The sequence below is a fragment of the Microbispora triticiradicis genome, from assembly GCF_005864065.1.
In the GTDB taxonomy this organism is placed as follows: Bacteria; Actinomycetota; Actinomycetes; order Streptosporangiales; family Streptosporangiaceae; genus Microbispora; species Microbispora triticiradicis.
In genome coordinates, this window is the sequence record NZ_VANP01000003.1 from 588592 (window position 1) to 604287 (window position 15696).

16 protein-coding genes are annotated in these 15696 nt (G+C 71.7%); 6 read left to right on the plus strand and 10 right to left on the minus strand.

Annotation, left to right across the window (positions count from 1 at the left end; all coding sequences use genetic code 11):
- Positions 1-6: 6 nt before the first annotated feature.
- Both rlmB and cysS read right to left on the minus strand, forming a co-directional pair.
- Positions 7-966, minus strand: a complete 960-nt coding sequence (gene rlmB / locus FED44_RS10785; protein ID WP_138460539.1) for a 23S rRNA (guanosine(2251)-2'-O)-methyltransferase RlmB — start codon at positions 964-966, stop codon at positions 7-9.
- Between the two features lie 22 nt (positions 967-988).
- Positions 989-2383, minus strand: a complete 1395-nt coding sequence (gene cysS / locus FED44_RS10790) for a cysteine--tRNA ligase (RefSeq protein WP_117410353.1) — start codon at positions 2381-2383, stop codon at positions 989-991.
- A gap of 295 nt (positions 2384-2678) precedes the next feature.
- Here cysS and FED44_RS10795 point away from each other — a divergent pair, with 295 nt between their 5' ends.
- Complete coding sequence (locus FED44_RS10795) at positions 2679-4328, plus strand: DUF2637 domain-containing protein (RefSeq protein WP_138460540.1); 1650 nt, start codon at positions 2679-2681, stop codon at positions 4326-4328.
- A 345-nt stretch (positions 4329-4673) separates the two neighbouring features.
- Here FED44_RS10795 and FED44_RS10800 read toward each other — a convergent pair whose 3' ends face one another.
- The 3 genes from FED44_RS10800 to FED44_RS10810 form a co-directional block, all read right to left on the minus strand.
- A complete protein-coding gene (locus FED44_RS10800) occupies positions 4674-4943 on the minus strand; it encodes a GlsB/YeaQ/YmgE family stress response membrane protein (protein WP_138460541.1) in 270 nt (89 codons plus the stop codon).
- Positions 4944-5134: 191 nt separating this feature from the next.
- On the minus strand, positions 5135-5593 hold the full coding sequence (gene ispF, locus FED44_RS10805) for a 2-C-methyl-D-erythritol 2,4-cyclodiphosphate synthase (RefSeq protein ID WP_138460542.1): 459 nt from the start codon (positions 5591-5593) through the stop codon (positions 5135-5137).
- A gap of 17 nt (positions 5594-5610) precedes the next feature.
- On the minus strand, positions 5611-6093 hold the full coding sequence (locus FED44_RS10810; RefSeq protein ID WP_030510364.1) for a CarD family transcriptional regulator: 483 nt from the start codon (positions 6091-6093) through the stop codon (positions 5611-5613).
- Between the two features lie 256 nt (positions 6094-6349).
- Here FED44_RS10810 and FED44_RS10815 point away from each other — a divergent pair, with 256 nt between their 5' ends.
- A complete protein-coding gene (locus FED44_RS10815; RefSeq protein WP_187405996.1) occupies positions 6350-7006 on the plus strand; it encodes a copper chaperone PCu(A)C domain-containing protein in 657 nt (218 codons plus the stop codon).
- An 81-nt stretch (positions 7007-7087) separates the two neighbouring features.
- Here FED44_RS10815 and FED44_RS10820 read toward each other — a convergent pair whose 3' ends face one another.
- Together FED44_RS10820 and FED44_RS10825 are read right to left on the minus strand one after the other, a co-directional pair.
- Complete coding sequence (locus tag FED44_RS10820) at positions 7088-7777, minus strand: response regulator transcription factor (protein WP_111697679.1); 690 nt, start codon at positions 7775-7777, stop codon at positions 7088-7090.
- Positions 7774-8946, minus strand: coding sequence for a sensor histidine kinase (locus FED44_RS10825; protein ID WP_244301839.1), 1173 nt, complete (start codon positions 8944-8946; stop codon positions 7774-7776). Before FED44_RS10825 ends, FED44_RS10820 begins: the two co-directional genes overlap by 4 nt.
- A 122-nt stretch (positions 8947-9068) precedes the next feature.
- On the opposite strand from FED44_RS10825, the gene phoU reads away from it, so the two are divergent.
- Both phoU and FED44_RS10835 read left to right on the plus strand, forming a co-directional pair.
- Positions 9069-9728 (plus strand): phosphate signaling complex protein PhoU, encoded by a 660-nt coding sequence (gene phoU / locus FED44_RS10830; RefSeq protein WP_111697758.1) that lies wholly within the window; start codon positions 9069-9071, stop codon positions 9726-9728.
- Between the two features lie 125 nt (positions 9729-9853).
- Entirely contained in the window at positions 9854-11302 is a 1449-nt protein-coding gene (locus tag FED44_RS10835) for a hypothetical protein (RefSeq protein WP_138460543.1), read from the plus strand.
- 66 nt (positions 11303-11368) lie between these two features.
- Here the strand turns inward: FED44_RS10835 and FED44_RS10840 are convergent, their stop codons facing one another.
- Genes FED44_RS10840 through mshA form a run of 3 tightly spaced genes read right to left on the minus strand, consistent with a single transcriptional unit; the run spans position 11369 to position 13969 of the window.
- The gene (locus tag FED44_RS10840; RefSeq protein ID WP_138460544.1) at positions 11369-12112 is read right to left on the minus strand and encodes a phosphoglyceromutase; all 744 of its coding nucleotides are present in this window, start codon (positions 12110-12112) and stop codon (positions 11369-11371) included.
- A 39-nt stretch (positions 12113-12151) separates the two neighbouring features.
- Positions 12152-12637, minus strand: coding sequence for a type III secretion system chaperone family protein (locus FED44_RS10845; RefSeq protein WP_111697683.1), 486 nt, complete (start codon positions 12635-12637; stop codon positions 12152-12154).
- A gap of 9 nt (positions 12638-12646) precedes the next feature.
- Positions 12647-13969 (minus strand): D-inositol-3-phosphate glycosyltransferase, encoded by a 1323-nt coding sequence (gene mshA, locus FED44_RS10850; protein ID WP_138460545.1) that lies wholly within the window; start codon positions 13967-13969, stop codon positions 12647-12649.
- Between the two features lie 114 nt (positions 13970-14083).
- Here mshA and FED44_RS10855 point away from each other — a divergent pair, with 114 nt between their 5' ends.
- Positions 14084-14860 (plus strand): SDR family NAD(P)-dependent oxidoreductase, encoded by a 777-nt coding sequence (locus FED44_RS10855; RefSeq protein WP_138460546.1) that lies wholly within the window; start codon positions 14084-14086, stop codon positions 14858-14860.
- Positions 14857-15693 carry a class I SAM-dependent methyltransferase gene (locus tag FED44_RS10860; RefSeq protein WP_111697685.1) on the plus strand — a complete coding sequence of 279 codons (837 nt, stop codon included), beginning with the start codon at positions 14857-14859 and terminating at the stop codon, positions 15691-15693. The genes FED44_RS10855 and FED44_RS10860 overlap by 4 nt, the downstream gene beginning before the upstream one ends.
- Positions 15694-15696 lie beyond the last annotated feature (3 nt).

Here is a 15696-nt window from a genome sequence, read left to right on the forward strand (position 1 = left end):
ACGGAATCACCGGCGGCGGTGGCGGGCGACCTCGTAGAGGGCGATCCCGGCGGCCACGCCCGCGTTCAGCGACTCGGCGGCGGCGTTCATGGGGATGCGGGCGATCTGGTCGCACGACTCCCTGACCAGGCGCGACAGGCCCTTGCCCTCCGACCCGACGACCACGACGAGCGGTTCGGAGGCCAGCTCGACGTCGGCGATGTCCACGGTGGCGGTGCCGTCGAGGCCGACCACGAAAAGGCCCTCCTCCCGGTACGTCTGGAGCGTCTGGGTGAGGTTCGAGGCGCGGGCGACGGGCAGGGTGGCGAGGGTCCCCGCCGAGGTCTTCCAGGCGCCCGCGCTGACGCCCGCGGAGCGGCGTGACGGGACGAGCAGCCCGTGCGCGCCGAAGGCGGTCGCGGAGCGGGCGATGGCGCCGAGGTTGCGGGGGTCGGTCACGCCGTCCAGGGCGACGATCAGCGGCACCTCCGCCGCGTCCCTGGCCAGCTCCACGAGCTGCTCGGGATGCGCGTACTCGTACGGCGGGATCTGCAGCCCGACACCCTGGTGCACCGTGCTCTCGGTCATCCGGTCGAGCTTGTCCCGCGTGACCTCGAGCAGCGCGATGCCACGGTCAGCCGCGATCTTGATGGCCTCGCGGACCCGGTCGTCGCTGTCGACCCGCTGCGCCACGTACAGGGCGTTGGCGGGGACGCCGGCACGCAGCGCCTCGACCACGGGGTTGCGGCCGCCGATGATCTCGGGGGCGTCCTCCCGGCGCGTACGGCTCGGCGCACGGGAGGCCGAACTCCCACCACCCCGCGACTCGCGCTCGATCCGCTCGGCGCGGGCCTTGTCCTTGTACCAGTGCCGCATGTGCGCGGGTGGCGTCGCTCCCTTGCCTTCCAGAGAGCGCCTGACCTTGCCGCCCGTGCCCTTGGTCGGCCCCTGCTTCTTCGACGGCTTCCCTGAAGCCCTACCCGCCATGGTCTCTAGCGTAGGGCCACGTTCAGCGTGCCAATTCCCACCGCGGGCCCTGCGGGGTGTCCTCGACCACGATGCCCGCGGCGGCGAGCTGGTCGCGGATCGCGTCGGCCGCCGCGTAGTCCTTGCGGGCACGGGCCGCCTGCCGCTGCTCCAGCGCCACCGCCACGAGCGCGTCCACGACCTCCCGCAGCCCGGAGTCGCCGGTCGTACGCCACTGCTCCGACCTCGGGTCGAGGCCGATCACGTCGAGCATGTTCTGCGTCTCGGCGAGCAGCCGGGCGACCTGCTCCTTGTTGCCCTGGGCCAGGGCGACGTTGCCCTCGCGGACGACCTCGTGGACCACGGCGAGCGCCTGGGAGACGTTCAGGTCGTCGTCCAGTGCGTCCACGAAGGCCTGCGGCAGCGGCGCGGCGGCGTCCACGTCGTGGATCACCTCGGCCGCCCGGGTCACGAACCCCTCGATCCGGCGGTAACCGGCCGCCGCCTCCTGGAGCGCCTCGTCGGAGTAGTCGATGGCGGAGCGGTAGTGGGCCGCGACCAGGTAGTAGCGGAGCTCCACGGCGCGCACCTTGCGCAGCATGTCCGGGATCAGCAGCGAGTTGCCGAGCGACTTGCTCATCTTCTCGCCGCCGAGCTTGAGCATGCCGTTGTGCAGCCAGTAGCGCGCGAAGCCGTCGCCCGCCGCCTGCGACTGGGCGATCTCGTTCTCGTGGTGCGGGAAGATCAGGTCGACGCCGCCACCGTGGATGTCGAAAGTGCCGCCGAGATACTTGGTCGCCATGGCCGAGCACTCCAGGTGCCACCCCGGGCGGCCCCGGCCCCACGGCGTCGGCCACGTCGGCTCGCCGGGCTTGGCGCCCTTCCACAGCGCGAAGTCGCGCGGGTCGTGCTTCAGCGAGTCTGTGTCGGTGTCGCCCGCCGCCCGCATGTTCTCCAGCTTCTGGTTGGAGAGCTTGCCGTACCGGTCGGCGTAGGAGACCACGTCGAAGTAGACGTCGCCGCCCGACGCGTACGCGTGCCCCTTGTCCATCAGGCGCCGCATCAGCTCGACCATCTCGGGCACGTGGCCCATCGCACGCGGCTCGACGGTCGGCGGCAGGCAGCCGAGCTGGTCGTACGCCCAGGTGAAGGCGCGCTGGTTGCGTTCGGAGACGACGAACCAGGGCACGCCCTCCGAGGCGGCCACCCTGATGATCTTGTCGTCGAGGTCGGTCACGTTGCGGCAGAAGATCACGTCGTAGCCCTGCCGCAGCAGCCATCGCCGCAGGACGTCGAAGTTCACGCCGGACCTGATGTGACCGATGTGCGGCGGAGCCTGAACGGTCGCACCACACAGATACATCGAGACCCGGCCGGGCTCGACCGGTACGAATTCACGGACCGTACGCGTGCTGGTGTCGTAGAGGTGCAGGCTCACGAAGGCTAGGCTAACGCCTGACGCCACAGCACAGGGCTACTTGGGCGCCCGTGAATGCCTCGGCCTGGCGGAGCAGTGAAACATACGTCACATAAGTCCCGATTTAAGCCGCAGCAAAACCGGTATTGATCTCGCGGCCCCGCCGAATCTCTCCTGGTCTGTCCCGGACACACGCCGCGAGACACGCGGGCGAGGCCGGGACGATCTCCGCCGCGACACGCCGCTCACGACACGAAGCGGGCCGTCACCCCGGTGCGATCAACCCTCCGGTCCGATTCTGTAGGCTCGAAACGCCATGGACGTCACTCCCCCCGGCGCGGCAGGCAGGGCCTCCCGCCCGTCCCGAAACACTTATTCCGGTATCCCGCTGGTGCTGCGCCGCCTTGCCGTCGGCCTCGCGGGCGCCGCCCTCGCGATGCTCGCCGGAGCAGCCTGCGCGCTCTCCTTCGAGGATCTGCGGACGCTGGCCGTCTCCGGACGCGCCGAGCCCCGCCTCGCCTACCTCTATCCCGCCGCGTTCGACATCCTGCTGGTCGTCGCCCTGGTCAGCGTGCCCCTGCTGCGGGGCGCGCGTCTCCTGGTCCGGGTGCAGGCGGGCTTCGTCCTGCTGGTCCTCCTCGCGTCCGCCGCCGCCGCGAACGCCTCGACCGCCATGGGCGTCTCCTTCGATCCCGAGGCCGCGGCGCTCGTCGTCGCGCTGCTGCCCTGGGTGATGCTCACCGCCGGCCTGTGGCTGCTGCTGCTCCTGCTGAAGCACGTGCGGACCAACCGGGCCGACCTGGACCTGGACGACGACTCCGACGAGGGCCTCCTGCCGTTCGACGGCGAGCCCATGAGCCGGCGCGCCCCCCTGCCGGCCGCCACCGCCCCCTATCCCGTCGTCCGCGAGGAACGGCGCGCTCCCCCGCCGCCTCCCGCCGAGGAGCACGCCGCTCCGCTGAATCCCGTGCCCGAGGCCGTGGCGCCCCTCGGCTACGTCCCCCCGCTGCCGGTCAGCCCGGTCTCCGAGACGGTCGCACCACCCGAGTACGCCCCGCCCCTGCCGGCCGCCGCTCCAGCCGACGGCGAGGCGACCGGCGTCGTCACCCCTGACACCGACGAGGACGGCGTACGGCTGCCCGCCGAGGCGGTCCCCGGCACTGTCTCCGAGGCGGGATCCGAAACGGCGTCCGAGACCGACGACTCGCGGGACGACCCCGAGGCGCTGGCCGTCGTGCCCCCGACGGCGGCGCCCCCGACGCCCCCCGTGACGGAGCTTCCCGTGGAGGAGCCCGCCGAGGCGGCTTCGCCCGCGCCGGAGCCCCCGGCCGACGACACGATCGGGAACCCCGGCCCGACCGGCACCGGCTCCGCCGAGATCCCCGCGAGCACCGAGATCCCCGCGAGCACCGCCGACCCTTCGATCGCCGCGAGCCCCGAGGCCCCTGTGGCCCCTGTGGACCCCGAGGACTCGGGGAGCCCGGACTCGGCCGTCGTCACTGACGCCCCCGCGAGCCCCGAGAGCCCCCGCCCGGCCGAACAGGCGGCCCCGCCTCGGCGGAACCGGCCGGTGCGCTGGGGCGATCTCGTCCGGCCCCACACCGGTGACGTCCTCGTGCATCCCCGGCCGAAGCCGGCCGAGGAGACTCCCGGGACGGACGACATCGTGGACGGCTCACAGGGGGAAGACCCGCAGGACGAGGCGGGCATCGACACCCAGCCGCTCCGCACCATCCGCGACGTCCCCGACCCCGCTCACGCGGCGGACTGCGCCGAACCGGACGAGCAGGCGAGACGGCACGACCCGTACGTCGCCAAGGGCGGCGAGCGGTCCTCGCAGGAGACCGCACAGGACGTGGAGACCGCACACGACACCGGGCAGGAGGCCGCGGAGGACGGCGAAGAGTCCGTGCCCATGGCACCGCCGTCGGGCCGGATGCGCAGCACCCCTCGCCCGCCTGCCTGACAGGCGGCACCGGCAGGTGCGACACCTCCGGGTTCTGACGACGTGCCCGACCGAGGCGGATGCGCCCAACCGAGGTGTGGTCCCGCCCTCCGGCTTGAAAAGGTGTCGTCGACACCGTCCCGGCCGGAGGGCAGGCGACCGGTCTCGCCCGGACAGACGACGCTGCGGACAGCCGGTGCGACGGACAGCCGGTGCGACACCGTCTGAGCCGGTCGGCCGTGTGTTTCCCCGGCTGCCGGTGGTCGGTGGAGGTGGGCCCGAACGCGGTGCAGGCCCGCCCGGCTGGGGAGCCGGACGGGCCTGCACCGTTGATTGGGGCGGGAGCCGCCCTACCAGGCGAGTGCCTTACACTCGCGACCCTCGCTTCAGGCCGGCGACGATGCCGACACCGACGATGGCCAGTACGACCTGCATGACCAGTTCGATCCAGTCGATGCCATCAGTCGTGGCGACACCCATGACCTGCGCGATCGCGGTACCGATGAGGGCCGCGACGATGCCGACGACGATCGTCAGCAGCCAGCCGATCGGCTGCCGCCCGGGCAGGATCAGACGGCCCACGGCGCCGACGATCGCGCCGATGATGATAGCGCCGAGAATGGACTCGATTGTCATATCGACCTCCCGTTGAGGGTGACCCTTTCATCCTCGAACTGTGGGCTACCCCATGGGACGGGAATATGCATCCCACGAAAGAAAAAAGAGGGCGGCGGCTCGATTCCGCGCCTGGTTCGTGCCGCCGCCCACGTGTTAGTGAGACGCGCCGGGCCTCAATCAGGTTGGCATGTCCGATTGGAACGGGACATTCACGCCGGCACGATCAGGGCGGTCGCGATGGCCGCGATCCCTTCACCCCGGCCCGTGAGCCCGAGACCGTCGGTCGTGGTGGCGCTGACGCTCACCGGCGCCCCCGCGGCGGCCCCGAGGGCCTTCTCCGCCTCCGCGCGGCGGGGTGCCACCTTCGGGCGGTTCCCGATGATCTGAACCGCCAGGTTGCCGATCTCGAAGCCGGCCGCCCGCACCTGACGGGCCGCCTCCTCCAGGAGCGTGACGCCCGCGGCGCCGGCCCAGCGGGGGTCGGCGGTACCGAAGAGCGCGCCGACGTCTCCGAGCCCGGCCGCCGACAGCAGCGCGTCGCAGCACGCGTGGGCCGCCGCGTCACCGTCCGAGTGGCCGGCCAGCCCGGTCTCGCCCGGCCAGAGCAGCCCGGCGAGATGAAGATCTCTCCCAGATGCGAAAGGGTGGACGTCGACTCCGACGCCCACCCTTGGCAATGTCGTGTTCAGGAGTTGAGCACCTCGTCGAGCAGGGCCTCGGCCTTGTCCTCGTTGGTCTTCTCGGCCAGCGCGAGCTCGCTGACGAGGATCTGGCGCGCCTTGGCGAGCATGCGCTTCTCACCCGCGGACAGGCCGCGCTCCTTGTCGCGCCGCCACAGGTCGCGCACCACCTCGGCCACCTTGTTGACGTCTCCCGACGCCAGCTTCTCAAGGTTGGCCTTGTAGCGGCGGGACCAGTTGGTGGGCTCCTCCGTGTGCGGCATGCGCAGCACGTCGAAGACCCGCTCGAGTCCTTCTTGGCCGACGACGTCGCGCACACCGACGAGCTCGGCATTCTCTGCTGGTACCTGTACGGTCAGGTCGCCCTTGTCGACCTTGAGCACCAGGTAGGTCTTTTCCTCACCCTTGATGGTTCGGGTCGTGATGGCCTCGATCCGAGCAGCCCCATGGTGGGGGTAGACGACAGTGTCGCCGACCTGGAAAGTCATGTGACGAGTACCCCTTCCGCTGTACTCCAGAGTACCACGCGGTTCCCGCCTCCCGGAACAGTGAAAGAAACATAACTGCAGGTCAAAGCCCCGTTTTGGGGCTTGACAAGCAATCCACTCTGTGAATGGGCCGGTGCGACACAAGGGGTGACCTGCGGTGCTACGGGCCACGGGCGGGAGCCGACGCCGGACCGGGGACCGGCGCGGATAAGGTGATTGCTGCCCATACACGTGCGTACCAAGGAGACCTCGAACCGTGACCAGCAGCAGCCGTCGCAGGGCGATCGCCGTTGCCGCGCTCCTCGCCGCCGCCATCCCTGCGCTGGCCGCGTGTGGCGCCGGTTTCGACGCCAACACCAATGTGCCTTACGCCCCCGGCGAGGCCGGGGTCCTCATCTCCGATGACGGTTCCGGCCAGACCTACGGCATGAACGGCGTCAAGATCCCGCAGGCGTTCATCCTCGGGCCGGACTCCGGCGAGCAGATCGCCGCCGGCGGGTCGGCGCCGATCCACCTCACCCTCCTGAACGGCACGGGGGCCGCGGACCAGCTCGTCGGCATCGTGCCGGAGGAGCAGAAGGCGTCCTCGGTGAAGGTGCCGAGCCCCATCACGCTGGAGCCCGGCACGCTCGCCAAGACCCCCGGCGTCACGATCGAGGGGCTGAAGACGGCCCTGCGCGGCGGCGAGACCGTCCAGCTCACGCTGCGGTTCCAGAAGGCCGGCGACATCCCGGTCATCGCGCCCGTCGTCACCCGCAGCCGGGAGTACGCCACGCTGCCCCCGGCCGCCCAGGCGACGCCCACACCGGCGGCCTCGGCCCCGGCCGGCGCGAGCCCGGCGCCGACGGACACCGCGCTGCCCGGGGCCGGCCAGGCCGCGCCCTCCGGCTCCCCGAGCGCCCCTGCCGGGTGAGCCGGCGCGAGAGAGCGCAGGCCACCTGGAGGAACACGAGAGCCCCTGTCCGCGACCGGACAGGGGCTCATGCCGTACGGGTCACTCCTCGGCGGGGTCGAACTTGTAGCCAAGGCCGCGCACGGTCAGGATGCAGCGCGGGTTGGACGGGTCGGCCTCGACCTTCGCGCGCAGCCGCTTGACGTGCACGTCGAGTGTCTTGGTGTCGCCCACGTAGTCGGCGCCCCAGACCCGGTCGATGAGCTGGCCACGGGTGAGCACCCGCCCGGCGTTGCGCAGCAGCACCTCCAGCAGCTCGAACTCCTTGAGCGGAAGCTGCACCTGGCGGCCGCGCACCGCCACGATGTGCCGGTCGACGTCCATGCGGACCGGCCCGCCGGTCAGCACCGCCGACTCCATCTCCTCGACGTCGCCCTGGCGGCGCAGCACCGCGCGGATGCGCGCCACCAGTTCGCGGGACGAGAACGGCTTGGTCACGTAGTCGTCGGCGCCCAGCTCCAGGCCCACGACCTTGTCGATCTCACTGTCCTTGGCGGTCAGCATGATGACGGGCACCTTGGACCGCTGCCGGAGCGACCGGCAGACCTCGGTTCCGGGCAGGCCCGGGAGCATCAGGTCGAGCAGGACGAGATCGGCTCCGTTGCGGTCGAAGGTCTCCAGGGCCTCGGGGCCGGTGGCCGCCACGGCGACCTCGAACCCTTCCTTCCTGAGCATGTACGACAGGGCGTCCGAGAACGACTCCTCGTCCTCGACGACGAGTACCCGAGTCACTTAGCGGCCTCCTGGGGGATGATCGTGCTTGGTACGGGGACCGCCTGACCGCCGAACGCGGGAAGGCGAAGCGTGAAGGTGGATCCGGAGCCTTCCTTGCTCCACACGGTGACCTCGCCCCCGTGGGCGCCGGCCACGTGTTTGACTATCGCGAGCCCCAGCCCGGTGCCGCCGGTGGCCCGCGACCTCGCCGCGTCGACGCGGAAGAACCGCTCGAAGATGCGTTCCTGGGCGCTCTCGGGGATGCCGATGCCCTGGTCGCTGACGCTCACCTCGACGGCGTTTCCGGCCGGTCGGGCGCTGATGACGACCCGGGTGTGGTCCGGGCTGTAGGCGACGGCGTTGTCGATGAGGTTGCGCAGGGCGGTGACGAGAAGCTCCTCGTCGCCCCAGACCTTGAGCCCCTCGGTGCCGCCCGCCACCAGCGTGATGTCCTTCGCCGCCGCCTTGGTGTTGCACCGGTCGATGGCCTCGTGGACGGTCTCGTCCACCGGCACCTGCCCCGGCGCGGGGATGGGCTCGCCGCCCTGGATCCGCGACAGCGTGATCAGGTCCTGCACCAGGTACGTCAGCCGGGCGGCCTCGTGCTGCATCCGCCCGGAGAACCTCTTGACGGCCTCGGGGTCGTCGGCGGCGTCCTCGATGGTCTCGGCGAGCAGGCTCAGCGCGCCGACCGGCGTCTTCAGCTCGTGGCTGACGTTGGCGACGAAGTCCCGGCGTACGGCCTCGACCCGCTGGCGCTCGGTCTGGTCCTCCGCCAGCACGAGCACCTGCCCGTGGGAGCCCAGCGGGGCCACCCGGACCGCGAACGACGTGGACTCCTGCCCGAACTTGCGCCCGGCGGTCTCTATCTCGCTCTCGCGGATCTCGCCGTCCCGGCGGACCTTGCGGGCCAGCGCGAGCAGTTCGGCGGCCATCAGCGACTCTCCGCGCACGAGGCCGAAGGCACGCGCCGCCGAACTCGCGCGCAGCACCCGGTCCTCGCGGTCGAGCACGACCGCCGAGGACGGGAGCACGGCCAGCACCGACGCCACGCCCGGAGGCAGGGTGTCGTCCACCGGGTCGGGCTCGGGGGGCTTGTACGTCTGCCGTCGGATCGCGAGCATGACGAAGGAGCCGAGGACGAATCCGCCCATCGCCGCCAGGCTCGCCAGCAACTCGTTCACAATCAGCAGCCTAGGCGGCATTTCGGGTTCTTCCACCTGTCCGACCAGGCACGACTCTTCTGTTTCCGGAAAAGTTCATCCGGTGGTCGAAATTCGTTCATCGGCGCGCGCGTAGCGTGGCGGCCATGCGCGACGCCTATCACGAAGAGCTGGCCGGTCTGACCGACCGCCTGGTGGAGATGACACGCCTGGTGCGGTCGGCCATGTCGAGGGGGACGACCGCCCTGCTCGACGCCGACCTGCAGCTGGCGGAGAGCGTCATCGCCCAGGACGCCGAGGTCGACCGGCTGCACATGGAGCTGGAAACCTCGATCTACGAACTCATGGCCACCCAGCAGCCGGTGGCGGTCGACCTGCGCACCGTCATCACCGCGCTGCGCATGGCCGCCGACCTGGAGCGGATGGGCGACCTCGCCGAGCACATCGCCAAGCTGGCGCGGATGCGCCACCCCGAGTCGGCCATCCCGGCCGAGCTGCGCGAGACGTTCGTGGAGATGGGCGCCATCGCCGAGAACCTGATCACCAAGGCGGGCAGCTGCATCGCCTCCCGGGACATCGACCTCGCCAAGGAGCTGGAGGAGGACGACGACGCCATGGACCGCCGTCACCGCCGCCTGTTCCGCGTCCTGCTCTCCAAGGACTGGGAGCACGGCATCGAGGCCGCGATCGACATCACGCTGGCCGGCCGCTACTACGAGCGGTACGCCGACCACGCCGTACGCGTCGCCCGTGACGTGGTGTACCTCGTCACCGGCACCCGCGACGCGGACGCCCTCACCGGCTGACGCGCCACGGCGTTCAAGAGACGGCGTACGGGGGACGGCGGACGAAAGCCGCGAAAGCCCCGGTCCTCGGGGGGCCGGGGCTCTCGCATCGGTTCTGTCGCACGGGTCGCGTAGTCTGCGCTCCTGTGCCGAGACGATCATGGGTGCTCTGGGCGGCGGCGGTGCTGACCTCCGCCGCCCCCACGCTCTACTTCTGGGTCGCGTCGCTCCTGACCGGCGGCGAAACCGTCGAAAGTTACTTCTCGGCGGTCGTCTACCCGGCCTCCTGCCCCGGGTGGGAGATCTACGATCGGGTCTATCTCCCGGCATACCCGGTCATCGGCTTCCCCCTCCTCGCGACCAACGGAGCCCCGCTGGTCGTCCTGGGCTTAGCGGGCTGGTGGCTCAGTGTCCGGAGAGGGCGGGTCCGGCTCGGCCGGATCATCGGCCGTTGCGTCGCCGTCGTGCTGCTCGTCCTCGCCCTCCCCGGGTTCCTGACCCCCACGCTGGACGCCGCTCTCGGCCCGGGATGCGCGCAGATGTGGGGACCACCGGAGGTGTTCTCCTGGCAGATCGGGTGGAGCCTCTACGACTCCCTTCCTCCGCTGCTCATGCTGCTCGCCGTACGCGTTCCACGGCGCGTGTTCGTGCGGCGCGGCCCGGTCGCCCGTACGGCGACGGCCGTCCTGACGGTGGCCGCGGTCGTCCTGCTGCCGGCGGCGTCGGCCGCCTCCGGCAGGGTGAGCGCGGAGTGGGAACTCGACTGCGCCGGATTCGGCGACGGCACCGTGAAAGGGCTGACCACAGCGGAACGGCACTTCCTCTGCGCGGTCCGCGGCTACGGCCTCCCGTCCGACCCCTCGTACGACTCCGGTGTCGAGGGGTGGGACGAGGCGTCCGACGAGGCCGTCCTGGCTCAGGGGCGGCATCTGTGCGCGCTGGCGACCCGGCACGGAGGCGACATCGGCGCGCGAGCCGTCGAGGAGGCTCCAGAGGCGTCCCTGGCGACCAAGCTCGCCTTCCTGTGCCCGGCCGTGGCCGGCGCGCAGCAGGCGGAGGAAGAGCGGCGGCAGGCGGAGTCGGACGCGTACGTCGCCGAGAAGGAGCAGGTGTGCGCGGCGCTGCCGCGGCACCGGCCGGAGATCAGGCCCGTACGGCAGCGCCGGGCCACGATGTGGACCGAGTTCTGGACCATCGACGGCTGGGAGGAGGGCTACGAGGGCGATCCCCCGGACCTGGTGAGAGACCTGGTCGGAAGCGGCCGGGGCACGCTCGCGATCTGGGCCGCCGACGAGGTCGGGCACGCCTGCGTGACCGTCGAGTCCTACACCCGGCGCCCGCCCGTGGAGACCAGAGGCTGGGAGGAGGTGGTCGAGGTGGCGTACGAGAGCCCGACCGGGGCCCTGGAGCTCGTCGACGGCGACGGACGGAGACTGACCGGGCTCACCACGCGCGGGCCGGGCTCCTACCGGGTCAGGGTCCACCTGCGCGGCCGCAAGCTCGTCTACCAGGTGCCCGATCCCCCCGACGGCGCCGTACGGATCCTGATCGAGGTCTTCCCCGGCAGGGCGAAGAAGACCGTCGTCTACAAGTAGGCCGCGCGAACGGACACGGCCGCGTCCCCTCGGCGAGGGGCGCGGCCGCGGTGACGGAAGCGGGAGTTACTTCTTGCCCTGGTTGGCGACGGCCTCGATGGCGGCCGCGGCGGCGGCGGGGTCGAGGTACTCGCCCTTTCCGACCGGGCGGAAGTCGTCGTCGAGCTCGTAACGCAGCGGGATGCCGGTGGGGATGTTCAGGCCCGCGATGTCCTCGTCGCTGATGCCCTCCAGGTGCTTGACCAGCGCGCGCAGGGAGTTGCCGTGCGCGACGACCAGCACCGTGCGGCCGCCGGTCAGGTCGGGGACGATCTCGTCGTACCAGTACGGCAGCATCCGGCCGACGACGTCCTTGAGGCACTCGGTGCGCGGCACCAGCTCCGACGGCAGCAGCGAGTAGCGGCCATCGCCGAGCTGGGAGTACTCGTCGTCGTCGGCGATCGGCGGCGGCGGCACATCGTACGACCGGCGCCACAGCATGAACTGCTCGTCGCCGAACTCGGCGCGGGTCTGCGCCTTGTCCTTGCCCTGGAGCGCCCCGTAGTGGCGCTCGTTGAGCCGCCAGGAGCGCTTCACCGGGAGCCACAGCAGGTCGGCCGCCTCAAGGGCGATGTTGGCGGTCCTGATGGCCCGGGTGAGCACCGAGGTGTGCACCACGTCGGGCCGGATGCCGGCCTCGAGGAGCAGCTGCCCGCCCCGCCGCGCCTCCTCCTCGCCGGTCGGCGAGAGGGTGACGTCCACCCAACCGGTGAACAGGCCCTTGACGTTCCATTCGCTCTCACCGTGCCGCAGCAGCACCAAAGTAGCCATGCGGCCAATCCTATCGGCGTACGGTTGACGGCCCGTTGGTCAGGAGTCGACCACGCGGGCGAACGCCTGGAGGTTCGCCAGCGACTCGCCGCGCTTGACCCGCCACTCCCATTCGCGCCTGATGGACGACGCGAAGCCCAGCTCAAGGGCACGGTCGAACGACTCGTCCGAGTAGGTGAGCACACAGCCGAGGATCCGGTCGATCTCCTCGCCGGTCACCGCGCCGAGCGGCAGCCGGCCGACCAGATGCACGTCGCCCACGGCGTCGACGGCGAAGTGGACGCCGTACATCGAGCCGTTCTTGTGCAGCAGCCAGCGGTAGAACTCGGCGTGGTTCTCGTCGGGCTGACGGCAGAAGAACGCCTCGACGGTCAGCGCCTGGTCGCCGACGACGAGCCAGGTCATGGTGGCGAGCTTGTGCCGGCCCGGCAGCTTCACCAGGAACGCGCCCGGTCTTGGCTGTTCGTAGGACAGCTCGGCGGACTCCAGCGCCGACTCGATCACGACTTCGAGCTCGGTTCTCATCTCGCCAGACTACGAGCTGACCGCGATGGGAGTGCGGTGGAGCTGGGCCTTGGCGCCGGCGTAGACCTCGGCGAGGCGGGCGGCGGTCGCCGACCAGCCGAAGGCGGTCGCGTGCTCCACCGCGTTGGCGGCGAGCGCGGCGAGCCGGTCGGGACGCCCGGTCAGCAGGCCCAGCTCCCGCGCCCAGTCGTGCGGGTCGTGCCCGTCCACCAGCACGCCGGACACGCCGTCCCGGACAGCGGTGCGCAGACCGCCGACCGCGGCGGCGACGACGGGGGTGCCGCACGCCTGCGACTCCAGCGCCACCAGCCCGAACGACTCATTGTGCGACGGCACGACGGTCACGTCCGCGGCCCGGTACCAGTCGGCGAGCTCGTGCTGCGGCGCGGGCGGCGCGAGCCGTACGACGTCGGAGATGCCGAGCTCGGCGGCGAGGTCGCTGAGCAGCGCGGGACGGGCGAGGCCGTTGCCGCTGGGCCCGCCCACGCAGGCGACGACGAGCCGCGACCGCAGCGAGGGGTCCTCGACCAGCATCCGGGCGGCGGCCCTGAGCAGCACGTCGGGGGCCTTGAGCGGCTGGATGCGGCCCACGAACAGCAGCACGTGGGCGTCCTGCGGGAGGCCGAGGCGGCGCCGGGCGGCGCCCTTCGACGCGGGCTGGAAGACCGCGAGATTCACGCCGGGGTTGACCACGGCCACGCGCTCACGCGGCGCCTTGTAGAGGTCGATCAGCTCCTCCGCCTCGGCGCTGGTGTTGGCGACCAGGCGGTCGGCGACCTCCACGACCTGCTCCTCGCCCAGCACCCGCATCGCCGGCTCGGGCTTGTCGCCCTCCGCGAGCAGGGCGTTCTTGACCTTGGCCATCGTGTGCATGGTGTGCACGAGCGGCACGCCCCAGCGCTCCTTGGCCAACCAGCCCACCTGGCCGGACAGCCAGTAGTGGGAGTGGATCACGTCGTAGCGGCCGGGGTCGTACATCGCCTCGGTGCGCAGGACGCCGGACAGGAAGCCGCACAACTGGCCCGGGAGGTCGGCGCGGCCGAGCTCCTCGTACGGTCCCGCCGTGACGTGGCGGACCAGCACGCCGGGGCTCAGCTCGGCCTCCGGGGGCAGGTCGCGTGCGGTGCGCCGTGTGAAGATCTCCACCTCGATGCCGAGCGCGGCGAGCCGCTTGGCGACCTCGAGAATGTAGACGTTCATGCCCCCCGCGTCGCCCGTACCCGGCTGGTCAAGCGGGGACGTGTGCACGCTGATGGTCGCGACGCGGCTGACCCGACGCCGAAAGACCGACACCCGAACCACCTCCGAAAGGCTTACAACCACCAAAATCATCACCGGATTCCCCGACACCTGTGAGCGCCGGGGGTCCTGAGAGGATGGCGGCTGCCTCAGGGGGACTCCCTGGGGCGCCCAGAGAAGCGGCGTGGAGGGAGGATGTCGGTGACGATGACCGATCCGACGGTGACCGATCCGGAGGTCAGGACCGCGGTGGTGACCGGCGCCAGCAGCGGCATCGGCGAGGCGACGGCCCGGCGGCTCGCCGCCGCAGGCTACCGCGTGGTGGCCGCGGCGCGGCGGCGGGACCGGCTCGACAAGCTGGCGGCCGATGTGCCGGGCGTCCGCCCGGTGACGCTCGACGTGACCGACCAGGCGTCGGTGGACGCGCTGGCCGGCTCGCTCGACCGCTGCGACGTCCTGGTGAACAACGCCGGCGGCGCGTTCGGGCTGGAGCCGGTGGCGGGAGCCCAGGTGGACGACTGGCAGCGGATGTACGACGTGAACGTGCTCGGCGCCCTGCGGGTGACCCGGGCGCTGCTGCCGAAGCTCGTCGCGTCGGGCGACGGCGTGCTGGTGATGCTCACCTCGACGGCGGCCTTCGTGTCGTACGAGGGGGGCGGCGGCTACTGCGCGGCCAAGCACGCGCAGACCGCGATGACCGAGACCCTCCGCCTGGAGCTGTGCGGCGAGCCGGTGCGGGTGGTCGAGGTCGCCCCGGGCATGGTGAAGACCGACGAGTTCGCGCTGACCCGCTTCGGGGGCGACGCCGAGCGGGCGGCCAAGGTGTACGAGGGCGTCCCCGGCCCGCTGACCGCCGACGACATCGCCGACGTGATCGCCTTCGCGGTGACCCGCCCGGCCCACGTCAACATCGACCGGCTGGTCGTGCGGCCCCGGGCCCAGGCCGCCCAGCACAAGGTGCACCGGGTCGCGTCCGGGTCATGAGGCCGGTCCGGCCCGGCCGGCCCGTCGGGGCGGTCACCCGCGGCACGACCGGGCACAACCGGCTGCGCCGCTGCGACCGCTGGATCGCCGCCGTGTACGGCCCGCTGCTGCGCTCGGGCCGCGCGGGGACGGCGCCGCCGCTGGTGGTCGACCTCGGCTACGGCGCGTCCCATGTCACGACGACCGAGCTGTTCACCAGGCTGCGCCGGGTCTGCCCGGTCGTCGAGGTGGTGGGCGTCGAGATCGACCCCGGCCGGGTCGCGGCGGCCAGGCCGTACGAGCGGGAGGGGCTGTCGTTCGTCAGGGGCGGCTTCGAGCTGCCGGTCCCCCGCCCGCCGCTGATCGTCCGCGCGTTCAACGTGCTGCGGCAGTACGGCGAGGACGAGGCGTGGGCGCACTGGGACCTGCTCCGCGCGGGCCTGCACCCGTCGGGAGTGGTCGTCGAGGGCACCTGCTCGGAGGTCGGCCACCGGGCGACCTGGGTGGCGCTCGGCGCCGAGGGGCCGCGGACGCTGACCTTCGCGGCCCGCTTCACCGGCTTCGGGCGGCCGTCCGACCTGGCCGAGCGGCTGCCCAAGACGCTGATCCACCGCAACGTCCCCGGGCAGCCGGTCCACGCGTTCCTGGCGGACTGGGACCGCGCCTGGGCGACCTGCGCCCCCTTCGGCGCGTACGGCGCCCGGCAGCGCTGGATCAGGGCGGCCGAGCTGGTGGCGCGGGACTGGCCGGTGGAGACCCTGCCACCGGCCGGGGGCCCGGGACGGTGGCGGCTCGGCGAGCTGACCCTGCCGTGGAGCGGTATCGCCCCGAGCGCCTCTCCCGGTGCTTGGTAACGT